This window comes from Streptomyces sp. NPDC057002 (assembly GCF_042673825.1).
Lineage (GTDB): Bacteria > Actinomycetota > Actinomycetes > Streptomycetales > Streptomycetaceae > Streptomyces.
Window position 1 is genome coordinate 690,409 of the sequence record NZ_JBHURZ010000003.1, and the last position, 26,303, is coordinate 716,711.

Genomic DNA, 26,303 nt, shown 5'->3' on the forward strand with positions numbered 1-26,303 from the left:
CGCCCGCCGCCTCACTCGCCGGCCACGTCCTTGGACGGCGGCTCCGTGCTGCCCGGGCGGGCCCGCACCTCGTCGGTGCACTCGTAGCGGCGCGGGGACTCGGGGCCGGGGCCGCCCAGGACCACGGAGCCGTCGCCCTCGGCGGCGGCGGAGTCGGAGAAGGTGCAGACGATCTGGGCCAGGGCGTACGAGGTGAGGCCGTCCGGCGCCGTGCTCAGCCGCAGCGTGTCCTCCGGGTCGCCCTTCCCGGGCCCGCCCACGGTGATGCCGCCGCGTACGTCCGTGCTGTAGCCGGCCTCCTTCTCGGCGGGCGACGGAGTCTCGGCGAGCTCGTCCAGCAGGCCCTGCGCCACCAGCATGCGCCGCTCGGAGTCGGCCGCGCCGTCCGGGACCCGTACGGTCCGGTCGACGGTCACCAGCGAGGACCCGCACAGCAGGAACACCTGCACCGGCAGCCCCCGTGTGGCCTGCGCCGACACGTCCGGCTCGGCGAGCGAACACCGCACCCGCGAGGGCGCGGGCCCGAAGTTCGTCGGCACCTCCGTGGCCCGGATCCCGCAGCCTGCCAGCAGAACGGCGAGGGCGGGCACGGCGAGCAGACGAGACACGGCCGCGAGACGTACGGTCATCAGGCGTCCCCCTTCGAGTCCTCGCCCTTGGGCTGGTCGGTATCGCTCCCGGGCTGCTGCCCGTCATCGGCGGGCTCTTCCACCGGAGCGGTGCCGCGCGGGAGCCGCAGGGTGAACACCGCCCCCGAGTCGGCCGAGTTGGCCGCGGTGATCTCGCCGCCGTGGATGTGGGCGTTCTCCAGGGCGATGGACAGGCCGAGACCGCTGCCCTCGGAGCGCGGCCGGGAGGCGCTGGCCTTGTAGAACCGGTCGAAGACATGTGGCAGCACGTCCTCGGGGATGCCGGGCCCGTGGTCCTGCACCTCGATGACGAGCGAGTCGTCATCCGCCCGGATGGTCACCCGCACCGGGGAGCCGCCGTGCTTGAGCGCGTTGCCGATGAGGTTGGCCAGGATGACGTCGAGGCGACGCGGATCCAGGCGGGCGTGGATACCGCGCTCGGCGTCCAGCTCCACCGCGTCCAGCCAGGCCCGGGCGTCGATGCACGCGGTGATCTGGTCGGCGATGTCGACGTCGTCCAGGACGAGCCGGGCGGTGCCCGCGTCGAAGCGGGTGACCTCCATCAGGTTCTCGACCAGGTCGTTCAGCCGCCGCGTCTCGCTGACCACCAGCCGGACGGCGGGCTCGATCATCGGGTCCATGCTCCCGGTCTCGGCCTCCAGCTCCTCCTCCAGCACCTCCGTCACGGCGGTGATGGCGGTGAGCGGCGTACGCAGCTCATGGCTCATGTCCGCGACGAACCGCCGGGAGGCCTCGTCCCGCGCGGCCATGTCGGCGACCCGTTTCTCCAGCGCCTCGGCCGCGTTGTTGAAGGTCCGGGACAGATCGGCGAGTTCATCGGTGCCCGACACCCTGAGCCGGGTGTCCAGCTTGCCCTCGCCGAGCCGCCGCGCGGCCGTCCCGAGCCGCTGCACGGGCTTCAGCACCGTCGTCGCGGCGGCCTGCGCGAGCAGCGCCGAGCCGATCAGCGCGAGTCCCGTGGCGATTCCCAGCGACCAGGCGAGCGAGTTCAGATCCTTCGCCTCCGGTTCCAGCGACTTGAGCATGTAGCCGGTCGGGCCGCCGCCGATCACCCGCGTCCCGGCTACGAGATACGGGGTGTCGTGGTCTATGACCCGCTGCCAGTACAGGTGGTGCGGGTGCTTGTTGGCCCCGTCGACCTTCTGCGTCCTGTTGACCGCCGTGCGCAGCGAGGCCGGCACGTCCCGCAGCGAGAAGCCGCTCAGCCCGCCGGAGCTGCCGTAGACGGTCCTGCCGTCGGCGTCGCGGGCGACCAGCAGCACGCTGAAGCGCTGGTCGCTGCCCGCCATCTGGCCCGCGGTGTGCTGCAACTCGTCCTGCGTCGGCCGCTCGGGCAGCGCGCCCGCCCGGTTCTGCATCTCCTGCTCGAAGTCGCGCAGCACCGCGTCCTGGGTGCGGGTGAGGACCGCCTCGCGGTTGAGCCAGTACGCGATCCCGGACGCGGACACGGCGGCCGTCAGCGCCACCAGGCCGAAGACGACGACCAGCCTCAGCCGCAGGCTGGTGAAGCGCAGCCGCGACAGAACTCCCTTGCGCGCCCCGGTCCAGCCGCGGGCCCCCCCTTGGTGCGCCTGGGTCACTGAGGCGCGTCCAGCCGGTAGCCGACACCCCGCACGGTACGGATCAGCGTCGGGGACGACGGCACGTCCTCGACCTTGGCACGCAGCCGCTGGACACACGCGTCCACGAGCCGCGAGTCGCCCAGGTAGTCGTGCTCCCACACCAGCCGCAGCAGCTGCTGGCGGGACAGCGCCTGCCCCGGCCGCCGGCTCAGCTCCAGCAGCAGCCGCAGCTCGGTCGGCGTGAGCTGGAGGTCCTCGCCGTTCTTGGTCACGGTCATCGCGGAGCGGTCGATGACGAGGCTGCCGAACGACGCCGCGTCGTTGGACTCCCGCTCGCCGCGCCGCAGCACGGCCCGGATCCGGGCGTCGAGCACACGCCCCTGCACCGGTTTGACGACATAGTCGTCGGCGCCGGACTCCAGCCCGACGACCACGTCGATGTCGTCATTGCGCGCGGTCAGCAGGATGATCGGCAACTGGTCCGTGCGCCGGATGCGCCGGCACACCTCGAATCCGTCGATGCCGGGCAGCATCACATCCAGCACGATCAGATCCGGCCGCTGCTCGCGCAGCAGCTTCAGACCGTCCTCACCACTGGCAGCGGTCGCCACGCGGTGACCCTGGCGCGTCAGTGAGAGCTCCAGGGCCGTCCGGATGGCGTCGTCGTCCTCGATCAGCAACAGGGAAGGCACGGGCTCATTCTGGCCCATGAGGGGGGCGGGGTTCGACCTGTGGGCCGAGATCAGGGCCTCGCCTACCGCCGACGCCTGTGTACAAGCCGTGCTCGTCCTGTGGCCGACCCCTGTGACAGGCCTGTGACAGTCGGCGGACAAGGCGATGAAAGTGCCGGGGCAAGCTTTTCGGCACAAGCAAGGAAGCCCGCCCGACCGGCGGGCCGCACACCGGAAGTCCACGACGGGGGGCGCGAGATGAACACGCTGCACGGCATCAGCACCAGCGCAGTGATCACGCGTCTGCACGACGTGCACCGGGTTTCCGAGAAGTCCGGTGCCGTGAGCGGGCGGGGGTGCGCTCGCGGCACCGGGCGTCAGCACACCACTTACATGACGGTGGTTGACGCACCGACGGGGGAGATCAACAAGGGGGCTCACGGGGGAGCCGCGTACAGGGAGGACTCGGGGGAGCGCCGTTCGCTGTCGGAGGCGGAGTTCACCGCCTACGTCCAGGAGCGCCGCGCCTCCCTGTACGCCACCGCCTACCACCTCACCGGCGACCGCTTCGAGGCCGAGGACCTGCTGCAGAGCGCGCTGTTCTCGACCTACCGGGCGTGGGACCGGATCAGTGACAAGGCGGCGGTCGGCGGATACCTCCGCCGCACCATGACGAACCTGCACATCAGCGCGTGGCGCCGCCGCAAGCTGAACGAATACCCGACCGAGGAGCTGCCGGAGACCGCCGGTGACACGGACGCGATGCGCGGCACCGAGCTGCGCGCCGTCCTGTGGCAGGCGCTCGCCAGGCTCCCCGAACTCCAGCGCACCATGCTGGTCCTTCGTTACTACGAGGGCCGCACGGACCCGGAGATCGCGGAGATCCTCGACATCAGTGTCGGCACGGTGAAGTCCAGCATCTGGCGGTCGCTCCGCCGGCTGCGCGAGGACGAGGTCCTCAGCTTCGGCCGTGACGAGGAAGACGCCTTCGGCGAGCTCGTGGCCTGAAGGTTCGGGGGGGGGGGGGAGCACCACAAGGGGGCCCACGGGGGACTGCGGAGACGCTGGGGGGCGTCTCCTCAGGAGAGTGGGGACACGGGGGAGCACCACAAGGGGGGGACACAGGAGCGGGACTGGAGGGCCGGGGGGTCCGTCCAGTCCCGTTTCTTTTCGTTCCTGTGTCTCAGGCCGCCGTACGGAGACTCGCGCACCGGCCCGCCGCGGCCGCCGCAAGCCGGCCCATCGCCTCGTCGCGGTCACAGGCGTACGCGCCCAGCGCGCTCTGGCGGGCGACGATCGAGCGCTCCTGCCGCATCAGGCGCCAGCCGCGGCGCAGCAGGAACGGCACCGACTTGCGGCCCTCCTTCAGATCCCGCAGGAAGCGGCGGCGGAAGGTCTTCACCGGGCCGCGGCTCAGGCACAGCGCGTCGGCGAGCACACCGAGTTCCCGGCAGCGCGTGACGATCTCCGCGGCGAAGATGCCCTCGGCGAGGAACAGCGGGGTCCGTCCGATCTCGACCGTCTCCTCGCCGGTGCGGGCGCTGAGCGAGAGGTCGTAGACGGGGACGGCCGTGCGGCCCGTGCGGCACAGCTGGGTGATCGCGGCGACGGCGGTGTCCGCGTCCCAGGAGTCCGGATGGTCCCAGTCGATGTCCGAACTCCCCTCCACCACAGGCAGAGTCGGGTCGTCGCCCTCCTTGTAGAAGTCGTCGAGCCGCAGCACCGGAAGGCCGGAGCGGGCCGCGAGGAGGGACTTGCCGGAGCCGGAAGGGCCGCAGAGCAGCACGACTCGCGTCGGTATGGGCAGAGGGGAACTCACGGGACACCAGTGTGAGGCATCCATCGGGGGTCGTACGACCCCGCGGGTCGGCTTTGATGCGCGCGTCACATCTCAACTACCCTTCGTGTCGTTCCGATTACCCAGAGCGTCAAGAGGTGGCAGTGATGGCCCGACACGTCTCACCCAAGAAGCCGACAGCCCAGCGTGCCCTGGCCGTCCTCGCGACCGCGGGAGTGGCACTGGGGGCGGGTGCGGGGGCGGCGTCGGCCGCGGCGGGCGCCGGCTCGGTCCTGGATGTGGCCCGCACCTCCCTGGGGAAGACCGACACCCGGGCCGGCCTCCAGGCCGCGAGCGACACCCTCGCCTACGCCACCGGCACGGCGACGGGCCTCAAGCCCAATCCCCTCGCCGGCACGGGAGTCGACCCGCTCGACAACAGCGTCGGCACCGAGGTCGCCGACTTCAGGCCGATGGATTCCAAGGAGGTGACGGGCCCGGTGGCCCAGGCGCCGTCGGTCGGGGACGCCCTGGTGCTGGGCCAGGTCACCAGGCTGGTCTCGGGGTAGTTCAACGGCCCCGCAGCGGGACCTCCCGGACCAGCCAGGACACCGCGAACGCCACGGCGCACAGGACGGCCGTGCCGAGTGCGACACCGTGCAGTCCGTCCACCACGCCCGCCCGGAAGGCGTCCCGGACCGGCTCCGGCAGGTCCCGCAGCGCCTCGGGGGTGAGCTCACCGCCGGTCAGCCGGGCGCCGTCGGGGCCGAGCCGGTCCGTGACGGCGGCCGTGAGCCGGCCGGTGTAGACGGAGCCGAGGACGGCGACACCGAGCGAGCCGCCGACGGTGCGCAGCAGCGTCTGGGTGCCGCTGGCCGCGCCCATGTCGCGTGGTTCCGCGCTGTTCATCGTGATGAGCATCGTCGGCTGCATCAGACAGCCGATGCCCACGCCCAGCACCAGCGTCAGGCCGGAGGCCACAGGTGCCGTCGTGGCCGTGCCGAGCGTCAGCAGGGCCAGCGCCCCCGCCGCGGCCAGCGCGCCGCCCGCGATGGGGTAGCCGCGGTAGCGCCCGCCGTCGCCGACCCGCCGGCCGATGGCGAGCTGGGCGGCCATCATGCCCAGCATCAGCGGGAGCAGCAGCAGTCCGCTCTCGGTGGAGGACATGTCCCGTACGAACTGCAGGTACTGGGGCAGGTAGCTCGCCGCCGCCAGCATGGCCGCGCCCGTGACGAAGCTGAGCACCTGCGCGACCGAGAAGTTGCGGTCGCGGAACAGCCGGGGCGGGATCACCGGTTCCGGGGCGCGCCGCTCGACCCGCACGAAGGCGGCCAGCGCGGCCGCGGAGACCAGGGCGAGCCCGATGACCTGCGGTGACGACCAGGCGTACGTCGTCCCGGCCCAGCTGGCGAGGAGCGTCAGGGCGAGGATTGCGCTGGTCAGCAGCCCGGCTCCGGCCAGGTCGATCCGGGCCTTGACCCGGGCGGCGGTCAGCCGCACCCCGAAGCCGATCAGGGCGAGTGCCACCGCGCCGACCGGGACGTTGACGTAGAACACCCAGCGCCAGTCGAGCTGGTCGGTGAGGAAGCCGCCGGCCAGCGGTCCGCCGATCATCGCGGCGGGCAGCAGCACCCCGATCAGCGACTGGGCCCGGCCGGCCTCCGCCGGACTGAGCAGGGTGCCGATGAGGGCGAGCGCGCCCACGAAGAGGCCGCCCGCGCCGATGCCCTGAAGGGCCCGGAAGGCGATCAACTGCCCCATGTCCTGGGCAAGTCCGCACAGCACGGAGCCGACGAGGAACACGGTGATGGAGGTGAGATAGCTGCCCTTGTGGCCGTACAGGTCGCCGACTTTTCCCCAGATCGGGGTGGAGACGGCCGTGGTGAGCAGATAGGCCGTGATCACCCAGGACAGGTGGTCGAGGCCGCCCAGGTCGCCGACGATGGTGGGCAGTGCGGTGCCGACGACGGTTCCGTCGAGCGTGGCGAGCACAATGCCGAGCAGCAGGCCGAGGATGACGAGCCGGGAGGGCGGGGTGTCCGGCCGGGCCGGATGTGCCGTGCTCGCGGGCGCGGTCGTGGTCTCCCCGGTCATGCGACGTAGTCGCGGACGGACTTGGCGTCCCGCAGGGCGTGGCCCCACCAGACGAGCTGGTCGAGCAGGGCCTTCGCGGCCGTGTCGGCGGCGGGGTCCGTGCAGGTGCCGTCCTCGTCGAAGCGGCTCCAGGCGTTGTGGAAGCTGACGGTGTTGCGGACGGTCGTGGCGTTCACCTCGGCCATGACGACCCGCAGTTGTTCCACCGCGCGCAGGCCGCCGGACAGGCCGCCGTAGGAGACGAAGCCGACCGGCTTGCCGTGCCACTCCTCGCCGTGCCAGTCGATCGCGTTCTTCAGGGACGCCGGGAAGCTGTGGTTGTACTCGGGCGTGACGAGGACGAAGGCGTCGGCGGCCGCGAGCCGGGGTGACACGAGGGCCAGCCGCTCCTCGGTGCCGGGCGGCGGCTGCTGTCCGAAGGCCGGGAGCACCGTCGGCAGCGGCGTCTCCACGAGGTCGACGACATCGGCGCGCAGGTCGTCGCGCTGGTCGAGGTGGCCGGTCAGCCACTTCGTCACGACGGGCGCGAAGCGTCCCTCCCGGGTCGAGCCGACGAGAACGGCGACGCGGAGCGGTTCGGCGGTGGCGGGCATGGGTCTCCCCCTGGGTGTGTACGGCGGTGTGCACGGCTTTGTGTACGGCGTATCTTCTGTGCGTACAACGTACACAGCGATGTGTACGTCGTCTACTGGAGATACGCTGTACGCGACGATCCGACAGGGAGGAGCGGGCCATGGCGGTCGCGAAGAAGAAGGAGGGCGAGGGGGGCGAGGAGAGCGGGGTCGAGGCGCCCTCCCTCTGGGAGCGCATGGAGCGGCCCGCCCCGGCCCCTCGCACCTCACTGACCCTGGAGCGGATCGCCGCCGCCGCGGTCGAGATCGCCGATGAGGAGGGCGGCGCTGCCGTCACCATGCGCCGTCTCGCCACGAAGCTCGGCGTCGCGCCCATGGCCGCCTACCGGCACGTCAGCGGCAAGGACGATCTCTGGGCGCTCATGATCGACAGGGTGTCCCGGGAGCTGGCCGTGCCGGAAGGGGCGACGGACTGGCGGGATGTGCTGCGCGCCTACGCCCTCCAGACACGGGAGTTGATGCTCGCCCACCCGTGGATGGCGGTCATGCCCACCCCGGTGATCATGCTGACGCCGTCGCGGATGGCCGTGGCGGAACGGCAGCTGGCCGCGCTCGCCGTCCGCGGCCTGGACGCCGACTCGGTGATGGCCGCCTTCCGGGCCGTCACCTCATTCGTGCACGGCGCGGCCCAGACCGAGATCGCCATGCGGGAGTACCAGGAACGTCATGGCTGGACCAGCGGCGACGAGACCCGCCAGGCCCTCGCCCCGCAGATGGTCTACCTGATGAGCACGGGCCGTTATCCCACGTACGAGCAGTACGCCCTCAGCGCGACCCGCAAGGACGACCGCGCCTGGGAGTTCACGTTCGGCCTCGACTGCGTGCTCGACGGCATCGCGCAGCGGCTCGGGATCTGACGGGGGCGTGCGTCCACGCGAGAAGCCCCGGCACTCCTGGACGGAGGAGGGCCGGGGCTCCGTATCGAGGGGTGTCGGGGGTGTCTAGTACGAGGAGCCCGACGCGCCCAGTGACCCCGTGGGGTGCCAGACCGTTTTCGTTTCCAGGAACGCCGTCATGCGGTCGGTGCCCGGGGTCTCCGTGTAATCCACAGGCTGTGGACGGAGGACGCGCTTGAGGTTGTCGGCCGCCGCGATCTCCAGTTCCTTCGCGAGGGCCTCGTCGGCGCCCGCGAGGTCGATCGCGTTGACGTCCTGGTGGGACGCGAGCGGGGTGGCGATCTCGGCCGTGCGGCCCGAGAGGACGTTGACCACGCCGCCGGGGACGTCGGAGGTGGCCAGCACCTCTGCCAGGGACAGGGCGGGGAGAGGGGACTTCTCGCTGGCCACCACGATCGCCGTGTTGCCGGTGGCGATGACCGGGGCCACCACCGAGACCAGGCCCAGGAAGGACGACTCCTGGGGTGCCAGGACCGCGACCACGCCCGTGGGCTCGGGGGAGGACAGGTTGAAGTACGGGCCCGCCACCGGGTTGCCGCCGCCCACCACCTGGGCGATCTTGTCGGTCCAGCCCGCGTACCAGACCCAGCGGTCGATCGTCGCGTCCACGACCGCCGCCGCCTTGGACTTCGACAGGCCCTCCGCGTCGGCCACCTCACGGATGAACTGGTCGCGTCGGCCCTCCAGCATCTCGGCGACGCGGTAGAGGACCTGTCCGCGGTTGTACGCCGTCGCGCCGGACCAGGCGCCGAACGCCTTGCGGGCCGCGACCACCGCGTCACGGGCGTCCTTGCGGGAGGACAGAGGCGCGTTCGCCAGCCACTTGCCCTTCGAGTCGCTCACCTCGTACACCCGGCCGCTCTCGGAACGCGGGAACTTCCCGCCGACGTACAGCTTGTAGGTCTTCAGGACGTTGAGCCGATCAGACATCGAGGTACGCCTCCAGGCCGTGGCGGCCGCCCTCGCGGCCGAAGCCCGACTCCTTGTACCCGCCGAACGGCGAGGTCGGGTCGAACTTGTTGAACGTGTTGGACCAGACGACACCCGCGCGGAGCTTGTTCGCGACCGCCAGGATGCGCGAGCCCTTCTCCGTCCAGATGCCGGCGGAGAGGCCGTACTGCGTGTTGTTGGCCTTGGCGACCGCCTCGTCCGGGGTGCGGAAGGTCAGGACCGACAGCACCGGGCCGAAGATCTCGTCCCGGGCGATCCGGTGCGCCTGGGTGACGTTCGTGAAGAGCGTCGGGGCGAACCAGTAGCCGCTCTCCGGAAGTTCGCAGGCCGGCGACCAGCGCTCGGCGCCCTCCGCCTCGCCCTGCTCGACGAGGGAGGTGATCCGCGTGAGCTGCTCCTCGGAGTTGATCGCCCCGATGTCCGTGTTCTTGTCGAGCGGGTCGCCGAGGCGCAGCGTCGACAGGCGGCGCTTGAGGGAATCGAGCAGCTCGTCCTGGATCGACTCCTGGACCAGGAGGCGGCTGCCGGCGCAGCAGACCTGGCCCTGGTTGAAGAAGATGCCGTTCACGATGCCCTCGACGGCCTGGTCGATCGGGGCGTCGTCGAAGACGATGTTGGCGCCCTTGCCGCCCAGTTCGAGCGTGACCTTCTTGCGGGTGCCGGCGACCGTGCGCGCGATCTCCTTGCCGACGGCGGTGGAGCCGGTGAAGGCGACCTTGTTCACGTCCGGGTGGGCCACCAGCGCGGCGCCCGTGTCGCCGTAGCCGGGGAGGATGTTGACGACGCCCTTGGGGAGACCGGCCTGGCGGCAGATGTCCGCGAAGAAGAGCGCCGAGAGGGGGGTCGTTTCGGCGGGCTTGAGGACGACCGTGTTGCCAGTGGCGAGGGCGGGCGCGATCTTCCACGCCAGCATCAGGAGCGGGAAGTTCCAGGGGATGACCTGGCCCGCCACACCGAGGGGACTCGGGTTCGCGCCGTAGCCGGCGTGGTCGAGCTTGTCGGCCCAGCCCGCGTAGTAGAAGAAGTGCGCGGCGACCAGCGGCAGGTCGGCGTCGCGCGTCTCCTTGATCGGCTTGCCGTTGTCGAGGGTCTCGAGGACGGCCAGCTCGCGGGAGCGCTCCTGGATGATGCGGGCGATCCGGAAGAGGTACTTCGCGCGCTCCGCGCCCGGGAGCGCCGACCACTTCTCGAAGGCCTTGCGGGCGGCCAGTACGGCACGGTCCACGTCCGCCTCGCCTGCCTGGGCGACCTCGGCGAGGACCTCCTCGGAGGAGGGGCTGACCGTCTTGAAGACCTTGCCGTCGGCCGCCTCGGTGAACTCACCGTCGATGAACAGGCCGTACGAGGGAGCGATGTCGACGATCGCCCGGGACTCGGGGGCCGGGGCGTATTCGAATGCGGGTGACACGTTTTCCATGTTCATGGGGTCTCAGTCCACCGTCACGTAGTCGGGGCCGGAGTAGCGGCCGGTGGCCAGCTTCTGGCGCTGCATCAGCAGGTCGTTCAGCAGCGAGGAGGCGCCGAAGCGGAACCAGTGGTTGTCCAGCCAGTCCTCGCCCGCGGTCTCGTTGACCAGGACGAGGAACTTGACGGCGTCCTTGGTGGTGCGGATGCCGCCGGCCGGCTTCACGCCGACCTGGATGCCGGTCTGGGCGCGGAAGTCGCGGACGGCCTCCAGCATGAGCAGGGTGTTGGCGGGGGTGGCGTTCACCGCGACCTTGCCGGTGGAGGTCTTGATGAAGTCCGCGCCGGCCAGCATCCCGAGCCAGCTCGCGCGGCGGATGTTGTCGTACGTGGACAGCTCGCCCGTCTCGAAGATCACCTTCAGGCGCGCGGAGGTCCCGCAGGCCTCCTTCACGGCGGTGATCTCGTCGTACACCTTCAGATACCGGCCCGCGAGGAACGCGCCGCGGTCGATGACCATGTCGATCTCGTCGGCGCCCGCGGCGACGGCCTCGTGGACGTCGGCGAGCTTGACGGTCAGCGGGGCGCGGCCCGCCGGGAACGACGTGGCGACGGAGGCGACCTTCACGCCGGAGCCGGCGACGGCCTCCTTGGCCACGGCCACCATGTCGGGGTAGACGCAGACCGCGGCCGTGGCGGGCGACGTACGGTCGGTCGGGTCGGGCCTGACCGCCTTGGCGCCGAGCGCCCGGACCTTGCCCGGGGTGTCCGCGCCTTCCAGCGTCGTCAGGTCGACCATCGAGATGGCGAGGTCGATGGCGTACGCCTTCGCGGTCGTCTTGATCGAGCGCGTGCCGAGGGAGGCCGCACGTCCCTCGAGTCCGACCGCGTCGACGCCGGGGAGCCCGTGGAGGAAGCGGCGCAGCGCGCTGTCGGACGCGGTGACGTCCTTGAGGGGGTGAGCTGCGGTGAGTGCAGAACTGGGCATGGTCACCAGACGAGCATATCTACGCGCGTAGCGGCTGTACAGCCCCCGGGGTTGGCTTGGGTGGGACGGTGCGGTGGTTTGGGCTTTGACTGGGGTGCGGTGGCTTGAGCCGGGGTGGCGGGGGTGGGGGTGTCGGCGTCCGGCAGAATCGGGGTATGACGAGTCCCGAGTCCCAGTCGCCCGAGTCCAAGGACCGGGTCTACCGGTCGGTCCCGGCCATCGCCGGTGGTGTGCTGCTGCTCGCCATCGCCGGGTGGCTCGGCATCGACGCGCTCGTCTCGGGGGAGGGGCGCACGCAGTGGCTCGCGCTCGCGCTGATGCTGCTCATCGTGCCGCTCGTCGTCGCCTTCACCCTGCGGCCCGCCGTGTACGCGGGCGACGACCGGCTGCGGATCCGCAATCCCTTCCGCGTCATCGCGCTGCCCTGGGGGCAGGTCGCCTCGCTGAAGTCCGCCTACTCGAACGAGGTCCTCACCGAGTCCGGCGCCAAGTACCAGTTGTGGGCCGTCCCCGTGTCGCTGCGCGCCCGCAAGAAGGCCGCGCGGCGTGAGATGCGGGCGACCGCGCAGGCGCGGCGGGCCATGGGGCGGGACGAGGGGCGCGGCAGCGCCCTCGGGATGCGTGCGGGGCTGGGGCAGGGCCTCGGTGGGGGCGGTCCCGAGTCCGAGGGGCCCGCGCGTGCGGAGACCGACCGGATCATGGACGAGCTGCGCGGGCTGCACGAGGCGCGGCACCGGGCGGAGACGGCGCAGGGTGAGGTGACCGTGCGGTGGGCCTACGAGGTGGTGGGGCCGGCGGTTGCCGGGGTGGTGCTTGTCGCGATTCTGCTGGCTGCGGGGTAGCCGACTCGGGGTGCCCTGGGAGGGCACCCCGTTTCGTGTGGTCTGACCGCCTGTTTTGTGTGGTCAGATGCCCGTGTTTTGTGTGGTCAGATGCCCGCTGCTGCCGACAGGTCGCGTTTGATCGACTCCAGTAGCGTCGTCGCCTTCGCGCGGGCCGTGGGGAGGTCGGTGTGGGACGCGACCGGGATCACGACCTCCAGGTAGCACTTCAGCTTCGGCTCCGTGCCGCTCGGGCGGACGATCACCCGGGCGCCGTCCAGCGTGTAGCGCAGGCCGTCGGTGGGCGGGAGGCTTTCCGTGCCCTGGGTGAGATCGTCCGTGCGGGTGATGGGCAGGCCGGCGAGTTCGGTCGGGGGCTGTTCGCGCAGGCGGTGCATCGCGGCGGCGATGAGGGAGAGATCCTCTACGCGGACCGACAGCTGGTCCGTGGCGTGCAGGCCGTGTTCCACGGCCAGGTCGTCGAGGAGGTCGAGGAGAGTGCGGCCCTCCGACTTGAGCCGTGACGCCAGTTCCGTGATCAGGAGGGCGGCCGTGATGCCGTCCTTGTCGCGTACGCCGTCAGGGTCCACGCAGTAGCCGAGGGCCTCCTCGTAGCCGTAGCGCAGGCCCTCGGCGCGGGCGATCCACTTGAAGCCGGTGAGGGTCTCGACGTGGGGGAGGCCCGCCTTCTCGGCGATACGGCCGAGGAGGGAGGACGAGACGATCGACTCCGCGAACGTGCCGGTCGCTCCGCGGTGGACCAGGTGGGCGGCGAGGAGGGCGCCGACCTCGTCGCCGCGGAGCATGCGCCAGTCGGTGCCGTCCTGCACGGCGACGGCGCAGCGGTCCGCGTCCGGGTCGTTGGCGATGATCAGGTCGGGGGTGGTTTCGCGGGCCTTGGCGAACGCCAGGTCCATCGCGCCGGGTTCCTCCGGGTTGGGGAACGCGACGGTCGGGAAGTCCGGGTCGGGGTCGGCCTGTTCCGTGACGAGGGCCGGGGGCGGGAAGCCCGCGCGGGCGAAGGCCGCCAGGAGGACGTCCTTGCCGACGCCGTGCATCGCCGTGTACACCGTGCGGGCCGTGCGGGGGGAATCCTTGGACAGTACGGCGTCGGTGCGGGTGAGGTAGGCGTCGAGGACGCTGTCGTCGAGGGTGTCCCAGCCGTGGGTGGGGCGGGGGACGGTGGTGAGGGACGCTACGGCGGCGATCTCTGCCGCGATGTCGGCGTCTGCGGGCGGGACGATCTGGGAGCCGTCGCCCAGGTAGACCTTGTAGCCGTTGTCGCGGGGTGGGTTGTGGCTGGCGGTGACCTCCACGCCGGCGACCGCGCCCAGGTGCCGTATGGCGAAGGCGAGGACGGGGGTGGGGAGGGGGCGGGGGAGGACTGCGGCGCGGAGGCCGGCGCCGGTCATGACGGCGGCGGTGTCCATCGCGAAGTCGTGTGACTTGTGGCGGGCGTCGTAGCCGATGACGACGAGGCCGTTGTCGTGGCCCTGCTTCTTGAGGTACGCGGCGAGGCCTGCGGCGGCGCGGATGACGACCGAGCGGTTCATGCGCATGGGGCCGGCGCCGAGTTCGCCTCGGAGGCCGGCGGTGCCGAACTGGAGGGTGCCGGAGAAGCGGGCGGCGAGTTCGGTGTGATCCTGGGCGTCGAGGAGGCGGGCGAGCTCGGTGCGGGTGTCCGGGTCGGGGTCCTCGGTGAGCCACGCCTGGGCCTGTGCGATGAGTTCGTCGTGCACGGTCGGGTCTCAGCCTCTCGGTTGTCGGGGGTGCGCGGGATGCCTGCGGCGCCTGTGCGGGTGTGGTGGGGTGCGCGTAGCGCCTGGTCGCCGGGGGTGGGTCGGGGCCGCGCCGGGGGGTGTCCGTCCTCGGAACGTCGCGATGGGGTGCCACGCCGACTGACTGTCCGTTGACGCGACAACCGCTGCGGGCGGACACCCCCCGACACGGCCCCTTCTCGCCATAGGCGGGTGCGGGCGCGTCGTGGCTCCCGCCGTCCGCTTTGGCTGCGGGCATGCGTGCCGCTGGGGGTGGCACGGGGTGGGCGGTGGGGGTCCCCCCGCTCGAGCGAAGGGGAGGCACCCCGTTCCGCCGGGTTGCGGGCCCAGCCGGCTCCAGCACCGGCGCCGGGTGTCCTACAGGCGTCCCAGGACCTGGGCGAGCAGGGAACCCATCCTCGTCGCGGAGTCGCGGCCGGCCTGGAGGACCTCCTCGTGGTTGAGGGGCTCTCCCGTCATGCCTGCGGCGAGGTTGGTCACCAGGGAGATACCGAGAACCTCCGCACCCGCTTCCCGCGCGGCGATCGCCTCGAGGACCGTCGACATGCCCACCAGGTCCGCGCCGATGACGCGGGCCATGCGGATCTCGGCCGGAGTCTCGTAGTGCGGGCCGGGGAACTGGGCGTAGACGCCCTCCTCCAGGGTGGGGTCGACTTCCTTGCACAGGGCGCGCAGGCGCGGGGAGTAGAGGTCGGTGAGGTCGACGAAGTTGGCGCCGATGATGGGGGAGGTGGCCGTGAGGTTGATGTGGTCGCTGATCAGGACCGGCTGGCCGGGGCGCATGCCCTCGCGCAGGCCGCCGCAGCCGTTGGTGAGGACGATCGTCTTGCAGCCGGCCGCGACGGCGGTGCGGACGCCGTGGGAGACGGCGGCGACGCCGCGGCCCTCGTAGTAGTGCGTGCGGCCGAGGAAGACCAGGGCGCGCTTGTCGCCGATCTTGTACGAGCGGATCTTGCCTCCGTGGCCCTCGACCGCCGGGGGCGGGAAGCCGGGCAGCTCGGTGACCTGGAACTCGGCGTCGGGGGCGCCAAGGGCGTCCACGGCCGGGGCCCAGCCGGAGCCCATCACGAGGGCGACGTCGTGGGTCTCGGCGCCCGTCAGTTCGCGCAGGCGGGCCGCTGCGGCGTCGGCTGCGGCCCTGGGGTCGATCGGGGCGGCGCCCTGGATGTCGTCCGGAAGAAGAGATGCGTTCACGCGGACGAGGGTAGCCGGTGAATGCCTACGCGCGTAGATGGTGGAGTCAACGGGGTGGCGATCGTTGTCTTGTCGTTTCCGACGACGGGGCTCAGCAGGGGCGCTTGCGGAGCTCCATCACATAGTCGTGCGGGGCGCCCGCCGATTCGGCCGCGTCGGCGACCTCGCCCAGGTAGCGGGCGGAGGGGAGGCCGCCCTCGTAGGCGTTGAGAGCGTAGGACCAGGCCGGCTCCTCGCCGTCCAGGGTGTGCACCCGTACGCGGGTGCGCCGGTAGATCTCCAGGCCCACGCCCTCCCAGCGGTCCATCGAGTCCTCGTCCATGGGGGCGATGTCGTACAGGGAGACGAAGACCTGGGAAAGGGGGTCCTCGACGATCGTCGGCAGGGCGCCCTCCCAGCCCATGTGCTCGCCGCCGAAGGTCAGCCGCCACCCGTTCAGCCAGCCGGTGGCGCGCAGCGGCGAGTGCGGGGCGCGGCGGGACATCAGCCGCGCGTCGAGGTTGCCGGCGTACGCGGCGTAGAGCGACATGGGGGAAGGGTACGGCAGGCTGACTCGCGTCACTCGCGTAACGGAGCCGCATCGCGGCGGGCCCCCGGGCGGTGTCGCCTTGAGGGGTGCGGGACAATGGAGTACGTGACTCGGATCGTGATCATCGGTGGCGGACCCGGCGGATACGAAGCGGCGCTGGTGGCCGCTCAACTCGGCGCGGAGGTGACCGTCGTCGATTGCGACGGTCTGGGCGGGGCGTCGGTACTCACCGACTGCGTGCCGTCGAAGACTTTGATCGCGACGGCCGAGGTGATGACCACCTTCGACTCGTCGTACGAGGAGCTGGGGATCATCGTCGCCGACGACACCCCGCCCATGGAGCAGTCCGCCCGGGTGGTGGGGGTCGACCTGGGGAAGGTCAACCGGCGTGTGAAGCGGCTCGCGCTCGCCCAGTCGCACGACATCGCCGCCTCCGTGACGCGTGCCGGGGCGCGTGTCATGCGCGGGCGCGGGCGGCTGGAGGGCATGCAGGCTCTCGACGGGTCGCGGAAGGTGGTGGTGCGCGCCGCTGACGGGAGTGAAGAGACTCTTACGGCCGATGCGGTGCTCATCGCTACCGGTGGGCATCCGCGTGAGCTGCCCGATGCCCTGCCGGACGGTGAGCGGATCCTGAACTGGACCCAGGTGTACGACCTGAACGAGCTCCCCGAGGAGCTGATCGTGGTCGGGTCGGGTGTGACCGGTGCCGAGTTCGCGGGTGCCTACCAGGCGCTGGGTTCGAGGGTGACGCTCGTGTCGTCGCGGGACCGCGTGCTGCCGGGCGAGGACCCGGACGCGGCCGCCGTGCTGGAGGACGTCTTCCGGCGGCGCGGCATGAACGTCATGGGGCGTACCCGGGCGCAGTCCGCCAAGCGGGTGGGGGACCGGGTCGAGGTGACCCTCTCCGACGGGCGCGTCATCACCGGATCGCACTGTCTGATGGCCGTCGGCGCCGTGCCCAACAGTGCGGGCATGGGGCTGGAGGACGCCGGTGTCCGGCTGCGCGAGTCCGGCCACATCTGGACCGACAAGGTGTCCCGTACGACCGCTCCGGGTGTGTATGCCGCCGGTGACGTGACCGGCGTGTTCGCTCTCGCCTCCGTGGCCGCCATGCAGGGGCGGATCGCGATGTACCACTTCCTCGGCGACGCCGTGGCCCCGCTGAACCTGAAGACCGTGTCGTCGAACGTCTTCACCGACCCGGAGATCGCCACCGTCGGCTACACCCAGGCCGACGTCGACGGCGGGAAGATCGACGCCCGGGTCGTGAAGCTGCCGCTGCTGCGCAACCCGCGCGCCAAGATGCAGGGCATCCGCGACGGCTTCGTCAAGATCTTCTGCCGGCCGGGCACCGGGATCGTGGTCGGTGGTGTCGTCGTGGCGCCGCGGGCCTCGGAGCTGATCCACCCGATCTCGATCGCGGTCGACAACAATCTGACCGTCGAGCAGATCGCGAACGCCTTCACCGTCTACCCGTCGCTGTCGGGCTCGATCGCCGAGGTGGCACGGCAGTTGCACACGCGCAAGGAGACCGGCGAGGGCTAGGACAGGCCCTAAGGCCGAAACCGGCTCCTCGCTGGTCACGGGGAGTATTCGACCATGTGTATGGCATAGGCGGCGGGACTAGGCTCTATACCACTTCCCGCTGCCTGGTGCGAACATCTTCTGCTATTCAGCGCAAACTGCTGAAAGCAGACGGTCGCTGGCGTTACTGTCAGTTTCGTGTTCGCTGCAGAACGTCGCCAATTGATCCTCGAAATGGTGCGAGCGAACGGGGCCGTGTCGCTCCGTGAGCTCGCCCGCGTCGTCCAGACCTCCGAAGTGACCGTACGGCGGGACGTGCGCGCGCTGGAGGCAGAAGGACTCCTCGACCGCCGGCACGGCGGTGCGGTACTGCCGGGCGGTTTCACGCGGGAGTCCGGCTTTCCGCAGAAATCCCATCTCGCGACCGCCGAGAAGACCGCCATCGCCGACCTCGCCGCGAACTTCGTGGAAGAGGGCGAGGCGATCGTGGTCGGGGCGGGTACGACGACCCAGGAGCTGGCGCGCCGGCTCGCCCGGGTGCCCGGACTGACCGTCGTCACCAACTCGCTGCTGGTGGCGCAGGCATTGGCCCATGCCAACCGGGTCGAGGTCGTGATGACCGGCGGTACGCTCCGCGGTTCGAACTACGCCCTGGTCGGCAGTGGTGCCGAGCAGTCCCTGCACGGGCTGCGGGTGTCGCGGGCGTTTCTGTCCGGGAGCGGTCTGACCGCCGAGCGCGGGCTGTCCACGTCCAACATGCTGTCGGCGTCCGTCGACCGGGCGTTGGTGCAGGCGGCCGCGGAGGTGGTGGTCCTCGCCGACCATACGAAGCTCGGGACGGACACGATGTTCCAGACCGTGCCTACGGATCTCATCACCCGGCTTGTGACCGATGAGCCGCCCGCGCATGACGACCGTGCGGCCACCGAGCTTCAGGCGCTTGCCGATCAGGGCGTGCAGATCGCCGTGGCCGGGGGGCAAGGGGGGTCGGCGGGGGCGGCCGGGCCGGGGGGTGAGTCCGTCCCGGCTCGCCAGCAGCGTCGGGACGTACCGTTGCCCGGGCCTCGGCGGCAGGTTCCTGGGGCGGGGGGTGGGTTGCGGTCCGCCGCGATGCTGGGGGAGCAGAGTCCTGGGGCCGAGCGGGCTCGGGTGGCGGATCTGCGGCGGCGGTAGGGAGCCGGGCGGGTCGGTCCAGTTGCTGGGGGGAACCTCACCGCCCACCCGTGCCGCCCTTAGCGGCACGATTGCCCGCAGCTAGGTAAACAACAACGGGCGGGCAGGCGCTTGTGCGCCTGCCCGCCCGTTTTGTGTTGTGTCAGTCCTTGATTTCGCAGATGGGCGCGCCGGATGTGACCGAGGCGCCGATTTCCGCGCTGAGGCCCTTGATCGTGCCCGACCTGTGGGCGTTCAGGGGCTGTTCCATCTTCATCGCCTCGAGGACGACGACCAGGTCGCCCTCCTTGACCTCCTGGCCCTCCTCGACGGCCACCTTGACGATGGTGCCCTGCATGGGGGAGGCGAGGGTGTCGCCGGAGGCGACGGGGCCCGACTTCTTCGCCGCGCGGCGCTTGGGCTTGGCGCCCGCCGCCAGGCCCGTACGGGCCAGGGACATGCCCAGCGAGGCCGGGAGGGAGACCTCCAGGCGCTTGCCGCCGACCTCGACGACGACCGTCTCGCGGTCCAGCTCCTCCTCCGCCTCAGTGGCGTCGGCCGCCGCGGCGAAGGGCTTGATCTCGTTGACGAACTCCGTCTCGATCCAGCGGGTGTGGACCGTGAACGGGTCGGACGAGCCGGTGAGCTCGGGGGCGAACGCCGGGTCCTTCACCACCGCGCGGTGGAACGGGATCGCCGTGGCCATGCCCTCGACCTGGAACTCCTCCAGCGCGCGGGAGGCCCGCTCCAGGGCCTCCTTGCGCGTGCGGCCGGTGACGATCAGCTTGGCCAGCAGGGAGTCCCACGCCGGGCCGATGACCGAGCCGGACTCCACGCCCGCGTCCAGGCGGACGCCCGGGCCGGCCGGCGGGTCGAACTTCGTGACCGTGCCGGGGGCCGGGAGGAAGTTGCGGCCCGGGTCCTCGCCGTTGATGCGGAACTCGAAGGAGTGGCCGCGCAGCACCGGGTCGTCGTAGCCGAGCACCTCGCCGTCGGCGATGCGGAACATCTCGCGGACGAGGTCGATGCCCGCGACCTCCTCGGTGACCGGGTGCTCCACCTGGAGGCGGGTGTTGACCTCGAGGAAGGAGATCGTGCCGTCGAGGCCGACGAGGAACTCGACCGTGCCGGCACCGACGTAGCCGGCCTCCTTGAGGATCGCCTTGGAGGACGAGTACAGCTCCTCCACCTGCGCGTCGGACAGGAAGGGGGCGGGCGCCTCCTCGACCAGCTTCTGGTGCCGGCGCTGGAGGGAGCAGTCTCGGGTGGAGACCACGACGACGTTGCCGTGCCGGTCGGCCAGGCACTGGGTCTCCACGTGCCGCGGCTTGTCCAGGTAGCGCTCGACGAAGCACTCGCCACGCCCGAAGGCGGCGACCGCCTCGCGCACCGCCGAGTCGTAGAGCTCGGGCACCTCTTCGAGCGTGCGTGCGACCTTCAGGCCGCGACCGCCGCCGCCGAAGGCCGCCTTGATGGCGATCGGCAGACCGTGCTGCTCGGCGAAGGCGACGACCTCGTCGGCACCGGAGACCGGGTCGGGCGTGCCCGCCACCAGCGGGGCGCCCGCGCGCTGCGCGATGTGCCGGGCGGCGACCTTGTCACCGAGGTCGCGGATCGCCTGCGGGGGCGGGCCGATCCAGATCAGGCCGGCGTCCAGGACCGCCTGGGCGAAGTCCGCGTTCTCGGAGAGAAAGCCGTAGCCGGGGTGGATGGCGTCCGCGCCCGACTCCCGCGCGGCTTTGAGCACTTTCTCGATGTCGAGATAGCTGGTGCCCGGGGTGTCACCGCCCAGGGCGAACGCCTCATCCGCGGCGCGGACATGCAGAGCGTCCCGATCCGGGTCGGCATAGACGGCCACGCTCGCGATGCCGGCATCCCGGCAGGCCCGGGCCACACGGACAGCGATTTCGCCACGGTTGGCGATGAGCACCTTGCGCACGATGAGGCTCCCTCCTTGAAACAAGCCGAGTTTAGGGACTGCCGACACGGCACTTCGACCCGTCCCCAGTGGTGAGCTTGCCCACACGGAGCGTGATGCGAGGCTCGCTCGACCCGCGAAATCCCTTGTCGCACCGCGGTACGCAGCACTCCTGCGGGAAACCCTAGCCGTCCCCTGTGGTCAAGGTCTCTGTCATCACGTGCTGCGGGCCACTCCGTTTCTTTGTGGAGTCCCTACGAATGGCCCAATGATTCTTTGCCCGCCGCTCAGCCCTTGTCCCAGGGTTTACCTGTCAGTAGCGTTCGCGATGTCTCGAACGTACTAGGGGTAAGAGGGTGGGCCCGGTGGTGCGCAGGCCGGTGGCGTGGGTCGTGGCGGTGGTGCTCTTCGGTGAGGCGTTCGGCATCGCCGCGCTGAACTGGTTCCTCGGGGTCGTCGTCGACCGGCAGGACATGTCCCTGGCCGGGCTCGATCCGCACATGATGTCGGTGTCGTCGAAGATCGGCGGGGTCGCCTTCGGCCTCTACTTCGCGCTGTGCGGCCTGGTCGCCCTGCTCGTGGCGCTGCGGGACCGCCCCCCGGCGGGCCTCGGGCGGGTGCTGCTGATCAGCGCGGCGGTCGTGCACGGGCTGCTGGGCGCCTTCACGTGGGGAATCGTCGGCTGGCCCGCGTTCCTTTTCATGATGCTGGTGCTCGGCCTGATCGTCCTGCTGCTGATGACGTACGACCGCCCGGCCGAGCCGGTCATCGCTCCGCCGGCGCCCACAACTCCGTGATGCCGACGCCCAGGTCGGCGAGGAGTCGCCGGACCAGGGGCAGGCTGATGCCGATCACATTGCCGTGGTCGCCGTCGATGCCGTTGATGAACGGGGCCGAGCGGCCGTCCAGGGTGAAGGCCCCGGCGACGTAGAGGGGTTCGCCGGAGGTGACGTAGGCGGCGATCTCCTCGTCCGTCGGGTCGCCGAAGTGGACGACCGTGGACGCGGTGGCGGAGACATAGCGGCCGGTGAGCGTGTCGTAGACGCAGTGGCCGGTCTGGAGGGTGCCGGCACGGCCGCGCATCGACTTCCAGCGGGCCGTGGCCTCCTCGGCGTCCGCGGGCTTGCCCAGGGCCTGGCCGTCCAGGTCGAGCACCGAGTCGCAGCCGATCACGAGCGCGCCCTTGGTCTCCGGCCGGGCCGCCACGACGGAGGCCTTCGCCTCGGCGAGGGCGAGCGCCAGCTCGGCGGGGGTGGGGGCGGTGACGGCGTCCTCGTCGACGCCGCTCACGATCACCTCGGGGGTGAGTCCGGCCTGGCGGAGCAGTCCGAGCCGGGCGGGGGACTGGGAGGCGAGGACGAGTCGCCTGCGGGGCTGAGCGGTCATGCAGTCAGGTTAGTCACTCGGGCGAGGCCGTCTCACCTGATGCCGATCACCAGCATGCCCACGAACATGGCCAGTGCCATGAGAACGCCCAGCCGCCGGAGCATGTCCTGCATGTCGCGGAGTTCTTTCGGCGGTTCGTTCTCGGGGTCGGACCACAGCATGAGTCCAGCGTGCGGCTCGGCAGGGCGGGGCGCCTGAGTAGGGATACTCAAATCGGCGCCCCGCGTTGTTCCGCCGTGCGCGGTTCCCCGCGCCCCTCGGAGATCAGGCAGGCCAGTAGGTCCTGCCCCATGCCGCCGGCCCCGGCTGGGGCAGGCGGTGGGATGCGATGCGGGACGGGTCGGACCAGGAGTCGCGGGGGGCCGGTGCGCCGGGCGGGGTCTCTGTCGCCGCCGCGGCGCGGGCCCTGACCACCGCCAGTGCGGCGGCCAGCTCCTCCGGTGTCGGGTTGCCCCGTACGACCTTGATCGTCATGTGGGCCTCCTGGGCTCGCTGCGGGCTAGAGGGGGATGTTGCCGTGCTTCTTCGGAGGCAGGGATTCCCGCTTCGTGCGCAGTTGACGCAGACCCCGTACGACATGGCAGCGGGTGTCGGACGGCATGATCACCGCGTCGACGTAGCCGCGCTCGGCCGCGACGTAGGGGTTGAGCAGGGCGTCCTCGTACTCCTGGATCAGCCGGGCCCGGACCGCCTCGAGATCCTCGCCGTTCGTCTCCGCCTCCGCGATCGTGCGGCGGTGCAGGATGTTGACCGCGCCCTGGGCGCCCATGACGGCGATCTGGGCGGTGGGCCAGGCGAGGTTGAGGTCGGCGCCGAGGTGCTTGGAGCCCATGACGTCGTAGGCGCCGCCGAAGGCCTTGCGGGTGATGATCGTGATGAGCGGGACGGTGGCCTCGGCGTAGGCGTAGATCAGCTTGGCGCCGCGGCGGATGATGCCGTCGTGCTCCTGGTCGACGCCGGGCAGGAAGCCGGGGACGTCCACGAAGGTGATGACCGGGACGTTGAAGGCGTCGCAGGTGCGCACGAAGCGGGCCGCCTTCTCGGAGGCGGTGATGTCGAGGCAGCCGGCGAACTGCATCGGCTGGTTGGCGACGATGCCGACGGGGTGGCCCTCGACCCGGCCGAAGCCGGTGACGATGTTCGGCGCGTACAGCGGCTGAGTCTCGAAGAACTCGGCGTCGTCCAGGACGTGCTCGATCACCGCGTGCATGTCGTACGGCTGGTTCGCGCTGTCCGGGACGATGACGTCCAGCTCGCGGTCCTCGTCGGTGATGTCGAGGTCGGCCTCCTCGGCGAAGACCGGCGGCTCGGAGAGGTTGTTGGACGGCAGGTACGACAGCAGCTGCTTGACGTACTCGATGGCGTCCTTCTCGTCCCCGGCCATGTGGTGGGCCACGCCCGAGGTCGCGTTGTGGGTACGGGCTCCGCCGAGCTCCTCGAAGCCGACGTCCTCGCCGGTGACCGTCTTGATGACGTCGGGCCCGGTGATGAACATGTGCGAGGTCTGGTCGACCATGACCGTGAAGTCGGTGATGGCCGGCGAGTAGACGGCGCCGCCGGCGCAGGGGCCCACGACGAGGCTGATCTGCGGGATCACGCCGGAGGCGTGGGTGTTGCGGCGGAAGATCTCGCCGTAGGCGCCGAGTGAGGCGACGCCCTCCTGGATCCTGGCCCCGCCGGAGTCGTTGATGCCGATGACCGGGCAGCCGGTCTTCAGGGCGAAGTCCATGACCTTGACGATCTTCTGGCCGTAGACCTCGCCGAGCGCCCCGCCGAAGACCGTGAAGTCCTGCGAGAAGACGGCGACGGGGCGGCCGTCGACGGTGCCGTACCCGGTGACGACGCCGTCGCCGTACGGTCGGTTCTTGTCCAGTCCGAAGTTGGTGGACCGGTGCCGGGCGAACTCGTCCAGCTCGACGAAGGAGCCTTCGTCCAGGAGGAGTTCGATCCGCTCACGGGCCGTCAGCTTGCCCTTGGCGTGCTGCTTTTCGACGGCGCGTGCGGAGCCGGCGTGCGTCGCTTCCTCGATACGGCGCTGGAGATCCGCGAGCTTGCCCGCGGTCGTGTGAATGTCGGGCTGCTGCAGCTCTTCCGGCTCGGACATCGGGATGCGGCTCCCTGCCTGCTCAAAAGGGGGGACGGTTACTCATCCGTAGAGTAGTGCGGTGCCTTCAGGTCGGCAGTGCGGCGTTTACCACACCTAGGGTGGCTTGCATGACGCCGCGAGATGCATCAGAGCCGAGTGAGCCGAACGGCAGCCGCTGGTCGGACCTGGACCGTCCGCCCCTCAATGTCACCGCCCTGCGCCGGGGGCTGGTGCGGGAGGGAGGGCTGTGGTCGGAGGTGGACGTGGTGCAGCGCACCGGCTCCACCAACTCCGACCTCGTGGCCCGGGCGGCCAAGGGGGAGGCCGTCGAGGGCGCGGTGCTCGTCGCCGAGGAGCAGACGGCCGGGCGAGGCCGCCTGGACCGGCAGTGGACGGCGCCGCCGCGGTCGGGCCTGTTCTTCTCCGTGCTGCTCACGCCGGGTGAGGTGCCGGTGGGGCGCTGGGGGTGGCTGCCGCTGCTGACGGGCGTGGCGGTGGCGACGGGGCTGTCGCGGGCGGCGGGTGTCGACACGGCCCTGAAGTGGCCGAACGACGTGCTGGTCACGGTGCGGGGCGAGGAACGCAAGGCCGGGGGGATCCTCGCCGAGCGGGCCGGTGACGACGGGGTCGTGATCGGGGTCGGCATCAATGTCTCGCTGAAGGAGAACGAGCTGCCGGTGCCCACGGCGGGGTCGGTGGGGCTGGCCGGGGCGGTGAGTACGGATCGGGATCCGCTGCTGCGGGGAGTGCTTCGTGCTCTGGAGGAGTGGTACGGGAAGTGGCGTGCGGCGGGGGGTGACCCGGAGGTGAGCGGGTTGCAGAAGGCGTATGCGGCGTCGTGCGCGACGCTCGGGCGGACCGTGCGGGCGGAGTTGCCGGGGGATCGGGGCATCGTGGGGGAGGCCGTGGCCGTGGACGGGGACGGGCGGTTGGTGCTGGCGACGGAGGACGGCGTGCAGGAGCCGGTGGGGGCGGGGGACATCGTGCACCTGAGGCCCGCCTGAGCTGAGGCCGGGTGGGTGCGCAACCCGGCGGAGCGGCATGCCGCTGCGCCCACCCGTGCCGCCCTTAGCGGCACGCATGCCCGCAGCTGAGTGGCTCACGGAGTGAGCTGGCGCACACCTGCCGTAGAGTTGAGGCCGGTCGATACATGACCGTGACAGATCGGAAGGGCAGCACGCGTGACCGTCGAAGACCCGGATTCCGGCACGGACGCGCAGGGCGCCGACCCCGGCGAGGACCCGCTCGCCCTGCGCCTCGAAGGGCTCATTCTGGGGGCCGAGCGCCGGTACACCCCGTTTCAGGCGGCCCGTAGCGCCGGTGTCTCCATGGAACTGGCCTCCCGCTTCTGGCGGGCGATGGGCTTCGCGGACATCGGGCAGGCCAAGGCCCTCACCGAGGCGGACGTACTCGCCCTGCGGCGTCTCGCCGGTCTCGTCGAGGCCGGGCTGCTGAGCGAGGCGATGGCCGTACAGGTGGCCCGGTCCACCGGGCAGACCACCGCACGGCTCGCCGAGTGGCAGATCGACTCGTTCCTGGAGGGGCTGACCGAGCCGCCCGAGCCGGGCATGACCCGTACCGAGGTGACGTACCCGATCGTCGAGCTGCTCCTGCCCGAGCTGGAGGAGTTCCTCGTCTATGTCTGGCGGCGTCAGCTCGCCGCCTCGGCCGGACGGGTCGTGCAGGCCGCCGACGACGAGGAGATGGTCGACCGGCGCCTCGCCGTGGGCTTCGCGGACCTGGTCGGGTTCACCCGGCTCACCCGCCGGATGGAGGAGGAGGAGCTCGGCGAGCTGGTCGAGGCCTTCGAGACCACGGCCGCCGATCTGGTGGCCGCGAACGGCGGACGGCTGATCAAGACCCTCGGTGACGAGGTGCTGTACGCCGCCGACGACGCGGGCATCGCCGCCGAGATCGCCCTGCGGCTGATCGAGACCATGGCGCACGACGAGACGATGCCGGAGCTGCGCGTCGGCATGGCGTTCGGCACCGTGACCACCCGTATGGGCGATGTCTTCGGTACGACCGTGAACCTGGCCTCCCGGCTCACCTCGATAGCTCCGAAGGACGCCGTCCTCGTGGACACCGCCTTCGCCGAGGAGCTGATCCGCACGCAGGACGCCCCGTCCTCCGAGGCGGAGGCGGCCGAGGAGGCCGCGGCGGCGGAGAAGGAGGGCGAGGAGCCCCCGGTGTACCGGTTCGCGTTGCAGCCGATGTGGCAGCGGCCCGTGCGTGGCCTGGGCGTCGTGGAGCCGTGGCTGCTCACACGGCGGGATCTGGGCTGACAGGG

At 71.1% G+C, this 26,303-nt stretch carries 26 protein-coding genes; 9 read left to right on the top strand and 17 right to left on the bottom strand.

The window, feature by feature from the left end; translation table 11 throughout:
- Positions 1-11: 11 nt before the first annotated feature.
- The 3 genes from ACFT32_RS17970 to afsQ1 are packed head-to-tail and all read right to left on the bottom strand — an operon-like array spanning position 12 to position 2,904.
- Positions 12-629, bottom strand: coding sequence for a hypothetical protein (locus tag ACFT32_RS17970; protein ID WP_382490006.1), 618 nt, complete (start codon positions 627-629; stop codon positions 12-14).
- Entirely contained in the window at positions 629-2,230 is a 1,602-nt protein-coding gene (locus ACFT32_RS17975; RefSeq protein ID WP_382490008.1) for an ATP-binding protein, read from the bottom strand. Before ACFT32_RS17975 ends, ACFT32_RS17970 begins: the two co-directional genes overlap by 1 nt.
- On the bottom strand, positions 2,227-2,904 hold the full coding sequence (gene afsQ1 / locus ACFT32_RS17980) for a two-component system response regulator AfsQ1 (protein WP_097219620.1): 678 nt from the start codon (positions 2,902-2,904) through the stop codon (positions 2,227-2,229). The genes ACFT32_RS17975 and afsQ1 overlap by 4 nt, the downstream gene beginning before the upstream one ends.
- A gap of 237 nt (positions 2,905-3,141) precedes the next feature.
- On the opposite strand from afsQ1, the gene ACFT32_RS17985 reads away from it, so the two are divergent.
- Positions 3,142-3,891, top strand: a complete 750-nt coding sequence (locus tag ACFT32_RS17985) for a SigE family RNA polymerase sigma factor (protein ID WP_382490009.1) — start codon at positions 3,142-3,144, stop codon at positions 3,889-3,891.
- A 175-nt stretch (positions 3,892-4,066) separates the two neighbouring features.
- On the opposite strand, the gene ACFT32_RS17990 is transcribed toward ACFT32_RS17985, so the two are convergent.
- Positions 4,067-4,726 (bottom strand): uridine kinase, encoded by a 660-nt coding sequence (locus ACFT32_RS17990; protein WP_382490011.1) that lies wholly within the window; start codon positions 4,724-4,726, stop codon positions 4,067-4,069.
- 101 nt (positions 4,727-4,827) lie between these two features.
- On the opposite strand from ACFT32_RS17990, the gene ACFT32_RS17995 reads away from it, so the two are divergent.
- Positions 4,828-5,229: a hypothetical protein gene (locus tag ACFT32_RS17995; RefSeq protein WP_382490013.1), complete on the top strand. Its 402-nt coding sequence runs from the start codon at positions 4,828-4,830 to the stop codon at positions 5,227-5,229.
- Between the two features lies 1 nt (position 5,230).
- Here ACFT32_RS17995 and ACFT32_RS18000 read toward each other — a convergent pair whose 3' ends face one another.
- Both ACFT32_RS18000 and ACFT32_RS18005 read right to left on the bottom strand, forming a co-directional pair.
- Positions 5,231-6,754 carry a DHA2 family efflux MFS transporter permease subunit gene (locus tag ACFT32_RS18000; RefSeq protein WP_382490015.1) on the bottom strand — a complete coding sequence of 508 codons (1,524 nt, stop codon included), beginning with the start codon at positions 6,752-6,754 and terminating at the stop codon, positions 5,231-5,233.
- Positions 6,751-7,347, bottom strand: coding sequence for an NADPH-dependent FMN reductase (locus ACFT32_RS18005; RefSeq protein ID WP_382490017.1), 597 nt, complete (start codon positions 7,345-7,347; stop codon positions 6,751-6,753). Before ACFT32_RS18005 ends, ACFT32_RS18000 begins: the two co-directional genes overlap by 4 nt.
- A 140-nt stretch (positions 7,348-7,487) precedes the next feature.
- On the opposite strand from ACFT32_RS18005, the gene ACFT32_RS18010 reads away from it, so the two are divergent.
- Complete coding sequence (locus tag ACFT32_RS18010; protein WP_382490018.1) at positions 7,488-8,243, top strand: TetR/AcrR family transcriptional regulator; 756 nt, start codon at positions 7,488-7,490, stop codon at positions 8,241-8,243.
- A gap of 84 nt (positions 8,244-8,327) precedes the next feature.
- On the opposite strand, the gene ACFT32_RS18015 is transcribed toward ACFT32_RS18010, so the two are convergent.
- The 3 genes from ACFT32_RS18015 to deoC are packed head-to-tail and all read right to left on the bottom strand — an operon-like array spanning position 8,328 to position 11,625.
- Positions 8,328-9,212 carry an aldehyde dehydrogenase family protein gene (locus tag ACFT32_RS18015; RefSeq protein WP_382490020.1) on the bottom strand — a complete coding sequence of 295 codons (885 nt, stop codon included), beginning with the start codon at positions 9,210-9,212 and terminating at the stop codon, positions 8,328-8,330.
- A complete protein-coding gene (locus ACFT32_RS18020) occupies positions 9,205-10,641 on the bottom strand; it encodes an aldehyde dehydrogenase family protein (RefSeq protein ID WP_382490022.1) in 1,437 nt (478 codons plus the stop codon). Before ACFT32_RS18020 ends, ACFT32_RS18015 begins: the two co-directional genes overlap by 8 nt.
- Positions 10,642-10,662: 21 nt before the next feature.
- Positions 10,663-11,625 (bottom strand): deoxyribose-phosphate aldolase, encoded by a 963-nt coding sequence (gene deoC / locus ACFT32_RS18025; RefSeq protein ID WP_382490737.1) that lies wholly within the window; start codon positions 11,623-11,625, stop codon positions 10,663-10,665.
- 155 nt (positions 11,626-11,780) lie between these two features.
- On the opposite strand from deoC, the gene ACFT32_RS18030 reads away from it, so the two are divergent.
- Positions 11,781-12,467 (top strand): PH domain-containing protein, encoded by a 687-nt coding sequence (locus tag ACFT32_RS18030; protein WP_382490024.1) that lies wholly within the window; start codon positions 11,781-11,783, stop codon positions 12,465-12,467.
- An 86-nt stretch (positions 12,468-12,553) separates the two neighbouring features.
- On the opposite strand, the gene ACFT32_RS18035 is transcribed toward ACFT32_RS18030, so the two are convergent.
- The 3 genes from ACFT32_RS18035 to ACFT32_RS18045 form a co-directional block, all read right to left on the bottom strand.
- On the bottom strand, positions 12,554-14,185 hold the full coding sequence (locus ACFT32_RS18035; RefSeq protein ID WP_382490026.1) for a phospho-sugar mutase: 1,632 nt from the start codon (positions 14,183-14,185) through the stop codon (positions 12,554-12,556).
- 396 nt (positions 14,186-14,581) lie between these two features.
- Positions 14,582-15,418, bottom strand: coding sequence for a purine-nucleoside phosphorylase (locus ACFT32_RS18040; RefSeq protein ID WP_382490028.1), 837 nt, complete (start codon positions 15,416-15,418; stop codon positions 14,582-14,584).
- A gap of 91 nt (positions 15,419-15,509) precedes the next feature.
- Positions 15,510-15,947 (bottom strand): gamma-glutamylcyclotransferase, encoded by a 438-nt coding sequence (locus ACFT32_RS18045; protein WP_382490029.1) that lies wholly within the window; start codon positions 15,945-15,947, stop codon positions 15,510-15,512.
- A 96-nt stretch (positions 15,948-16,043) separates the two neighbouring features.
- Here ACFT32_RS18045 and ACFT32_RS18050 point away from each other — a divergent pair, with 96 nt between their 5' ends.
- Both ACFT32_RS18050 and ACFT32_RS18055 read left to right on the top strand, forming a co-directional pair.
- On the top strand, positions 16,044-17,492 hold the full coding sequence (locus ACFT32_RS18050) for an NAD(P)H-quinone dehydrogenase (protein WP_189722896.1): 1,449 nt from the start codon (positions 16,044-16,046) through the stop codon (positions 17,490-17,492).
- A gap of 177 nt (positions 17,493-17,669) precedes the next feature.
- Entirely contained in the window at positions 17,670-18,644 is a 975-nt protein-coding gene (locus tag ACFT32_RS18055) for a DeoR/GlpR family DNA-binding transcription regulator (RefSeq protein ID WP_382490031.1), read from the top strand.
- A gap of 142 nt (positions 18,645-18,786) precedes the next feature.
- On the opposite strand, the gene ACFT32_RS18060 is transcribed toward ACFT32_RS18055, so the two are convergent.
- The gene (locus ACFT32_RS18060) at positions 18,787-20,562 is read right to left on the bottom strand and encodes an acetyl/propionyl/methylcrotonyl-CoA carboxylase subunit alpha (RefSeq protein ID WP_382490032.1); all 1,776 of its coding nucleotides are present in this window, start codon (positions 20,560-20,562) and stop codon (positions 18,787-18,789) included.
- A 344-nt stretch (positions 20,563-20,906) separates the two neighbouring features.
- On the opposite strand from ACFT32_RS18060, the gene ACFT32_RS18065 reads away from it, so the two are divergent.
- Positions 20,907-21,338: a hypothetical protein gene (locus tag ACFT32_RS18065; protein WP_382490033.1), complete on the top strand. Its 432-nt coding sequence runs from the start codon at positions 20,907-20,909 to the stop codon at positions 21,336-21,338.
- Here ACFT32_RS18065 and ACFT32_RS18070 read toward each other — a convergent pair.
- The 4 genes from ACFT32_RS18070 to ACFT32_RS18085 form a co-directional block, all read right to left on the bottom strand.
- Positions 21,307-21,927, bottom strand: a complete 621-nt coding sequence (locus ACFT32_RS18070; RefSeq protein ID WP_382490034.1) for a Maf family protein — start codon at positions 21,925-21,927, stop codon at positions 21,307-21,309. The genes ACFT32_RS18065 and ACFT32_RS18070 overlap by 32 nt on opposite strands.
- Positions 21,928-21,959: 32 nt before the next feature.
- Positions 21,960-22,088, bottom strand: a complete 129-nt coding sequence (mmpB, locus tag ACFT32_RS18075) for a morphogenic membrane protein MmpB (protein WP_382490036.1) — start codon at positions 22,086-22,088, stop codon at positions 21,960-21,962.
- Positions 22,089-22,191: 103 nt separating this feature from the next.
- Positions 22,192-22,401: an acyl-CoA carboxylase epsilon subunit gene (locus ACFT32_RS18080; protein ID WP_382490037.1), complete on the bottom strand. Its 210-nt coding sequence runs from the start codon at positions 22,399-22,401 to the stop codon at positions 22,192-22,194.
- Between the two features lie 25 nt (positions 22,402-22,426).
- A complete protein-coding gene (locus ACFT32_RS18085; protein ID WP_382490039.1) occupies positions 22,427-24,031 on the bottom strand; it encodes an acyl-CoA carboxylase subunit beta in 1,605 nt (534 codons plus the stop codon).
- Positions 24,032-24,141: 110 nt separating this feature from the next.
- Between ACFT32_RS18085 and ACFT32_RS18090 the strand changes: the two genes are divergently transcribed.
- Both ACFT32_RS18090 and ACFT32_RS18095 read left to right on the top strand, forming a co-directional pair.
- Positions 24,142-25,017 (top strand): biotin--[acetyl-CoA-carboxylase] ligase, encoded by an 876-nt coding sequence (locus ACFT32_RS18090; RefSeq protein ID WP_382490041.1) that lies wholly within the window; start codon positions 24,142-24,144, stop codon positions 25,015-25,017.
- A 177-nt stretch (positions 25,018-25,194) separates the two neighbouring features.
- Positions 25,195-26,298 (top strand): adenylate/guanylate cyclase domain-containing protein, encoded by a 1,104-nt coding sequence (locus ACFT32_RS18095; protein WP_382490043.1) that lies wholly within the window; start codon positions 25,195-25,197, stop codon positions 26,296-26,298.
- The last annotated feature ends 5 nt before the right edge of the window (positions 26,299-26,303 follow it).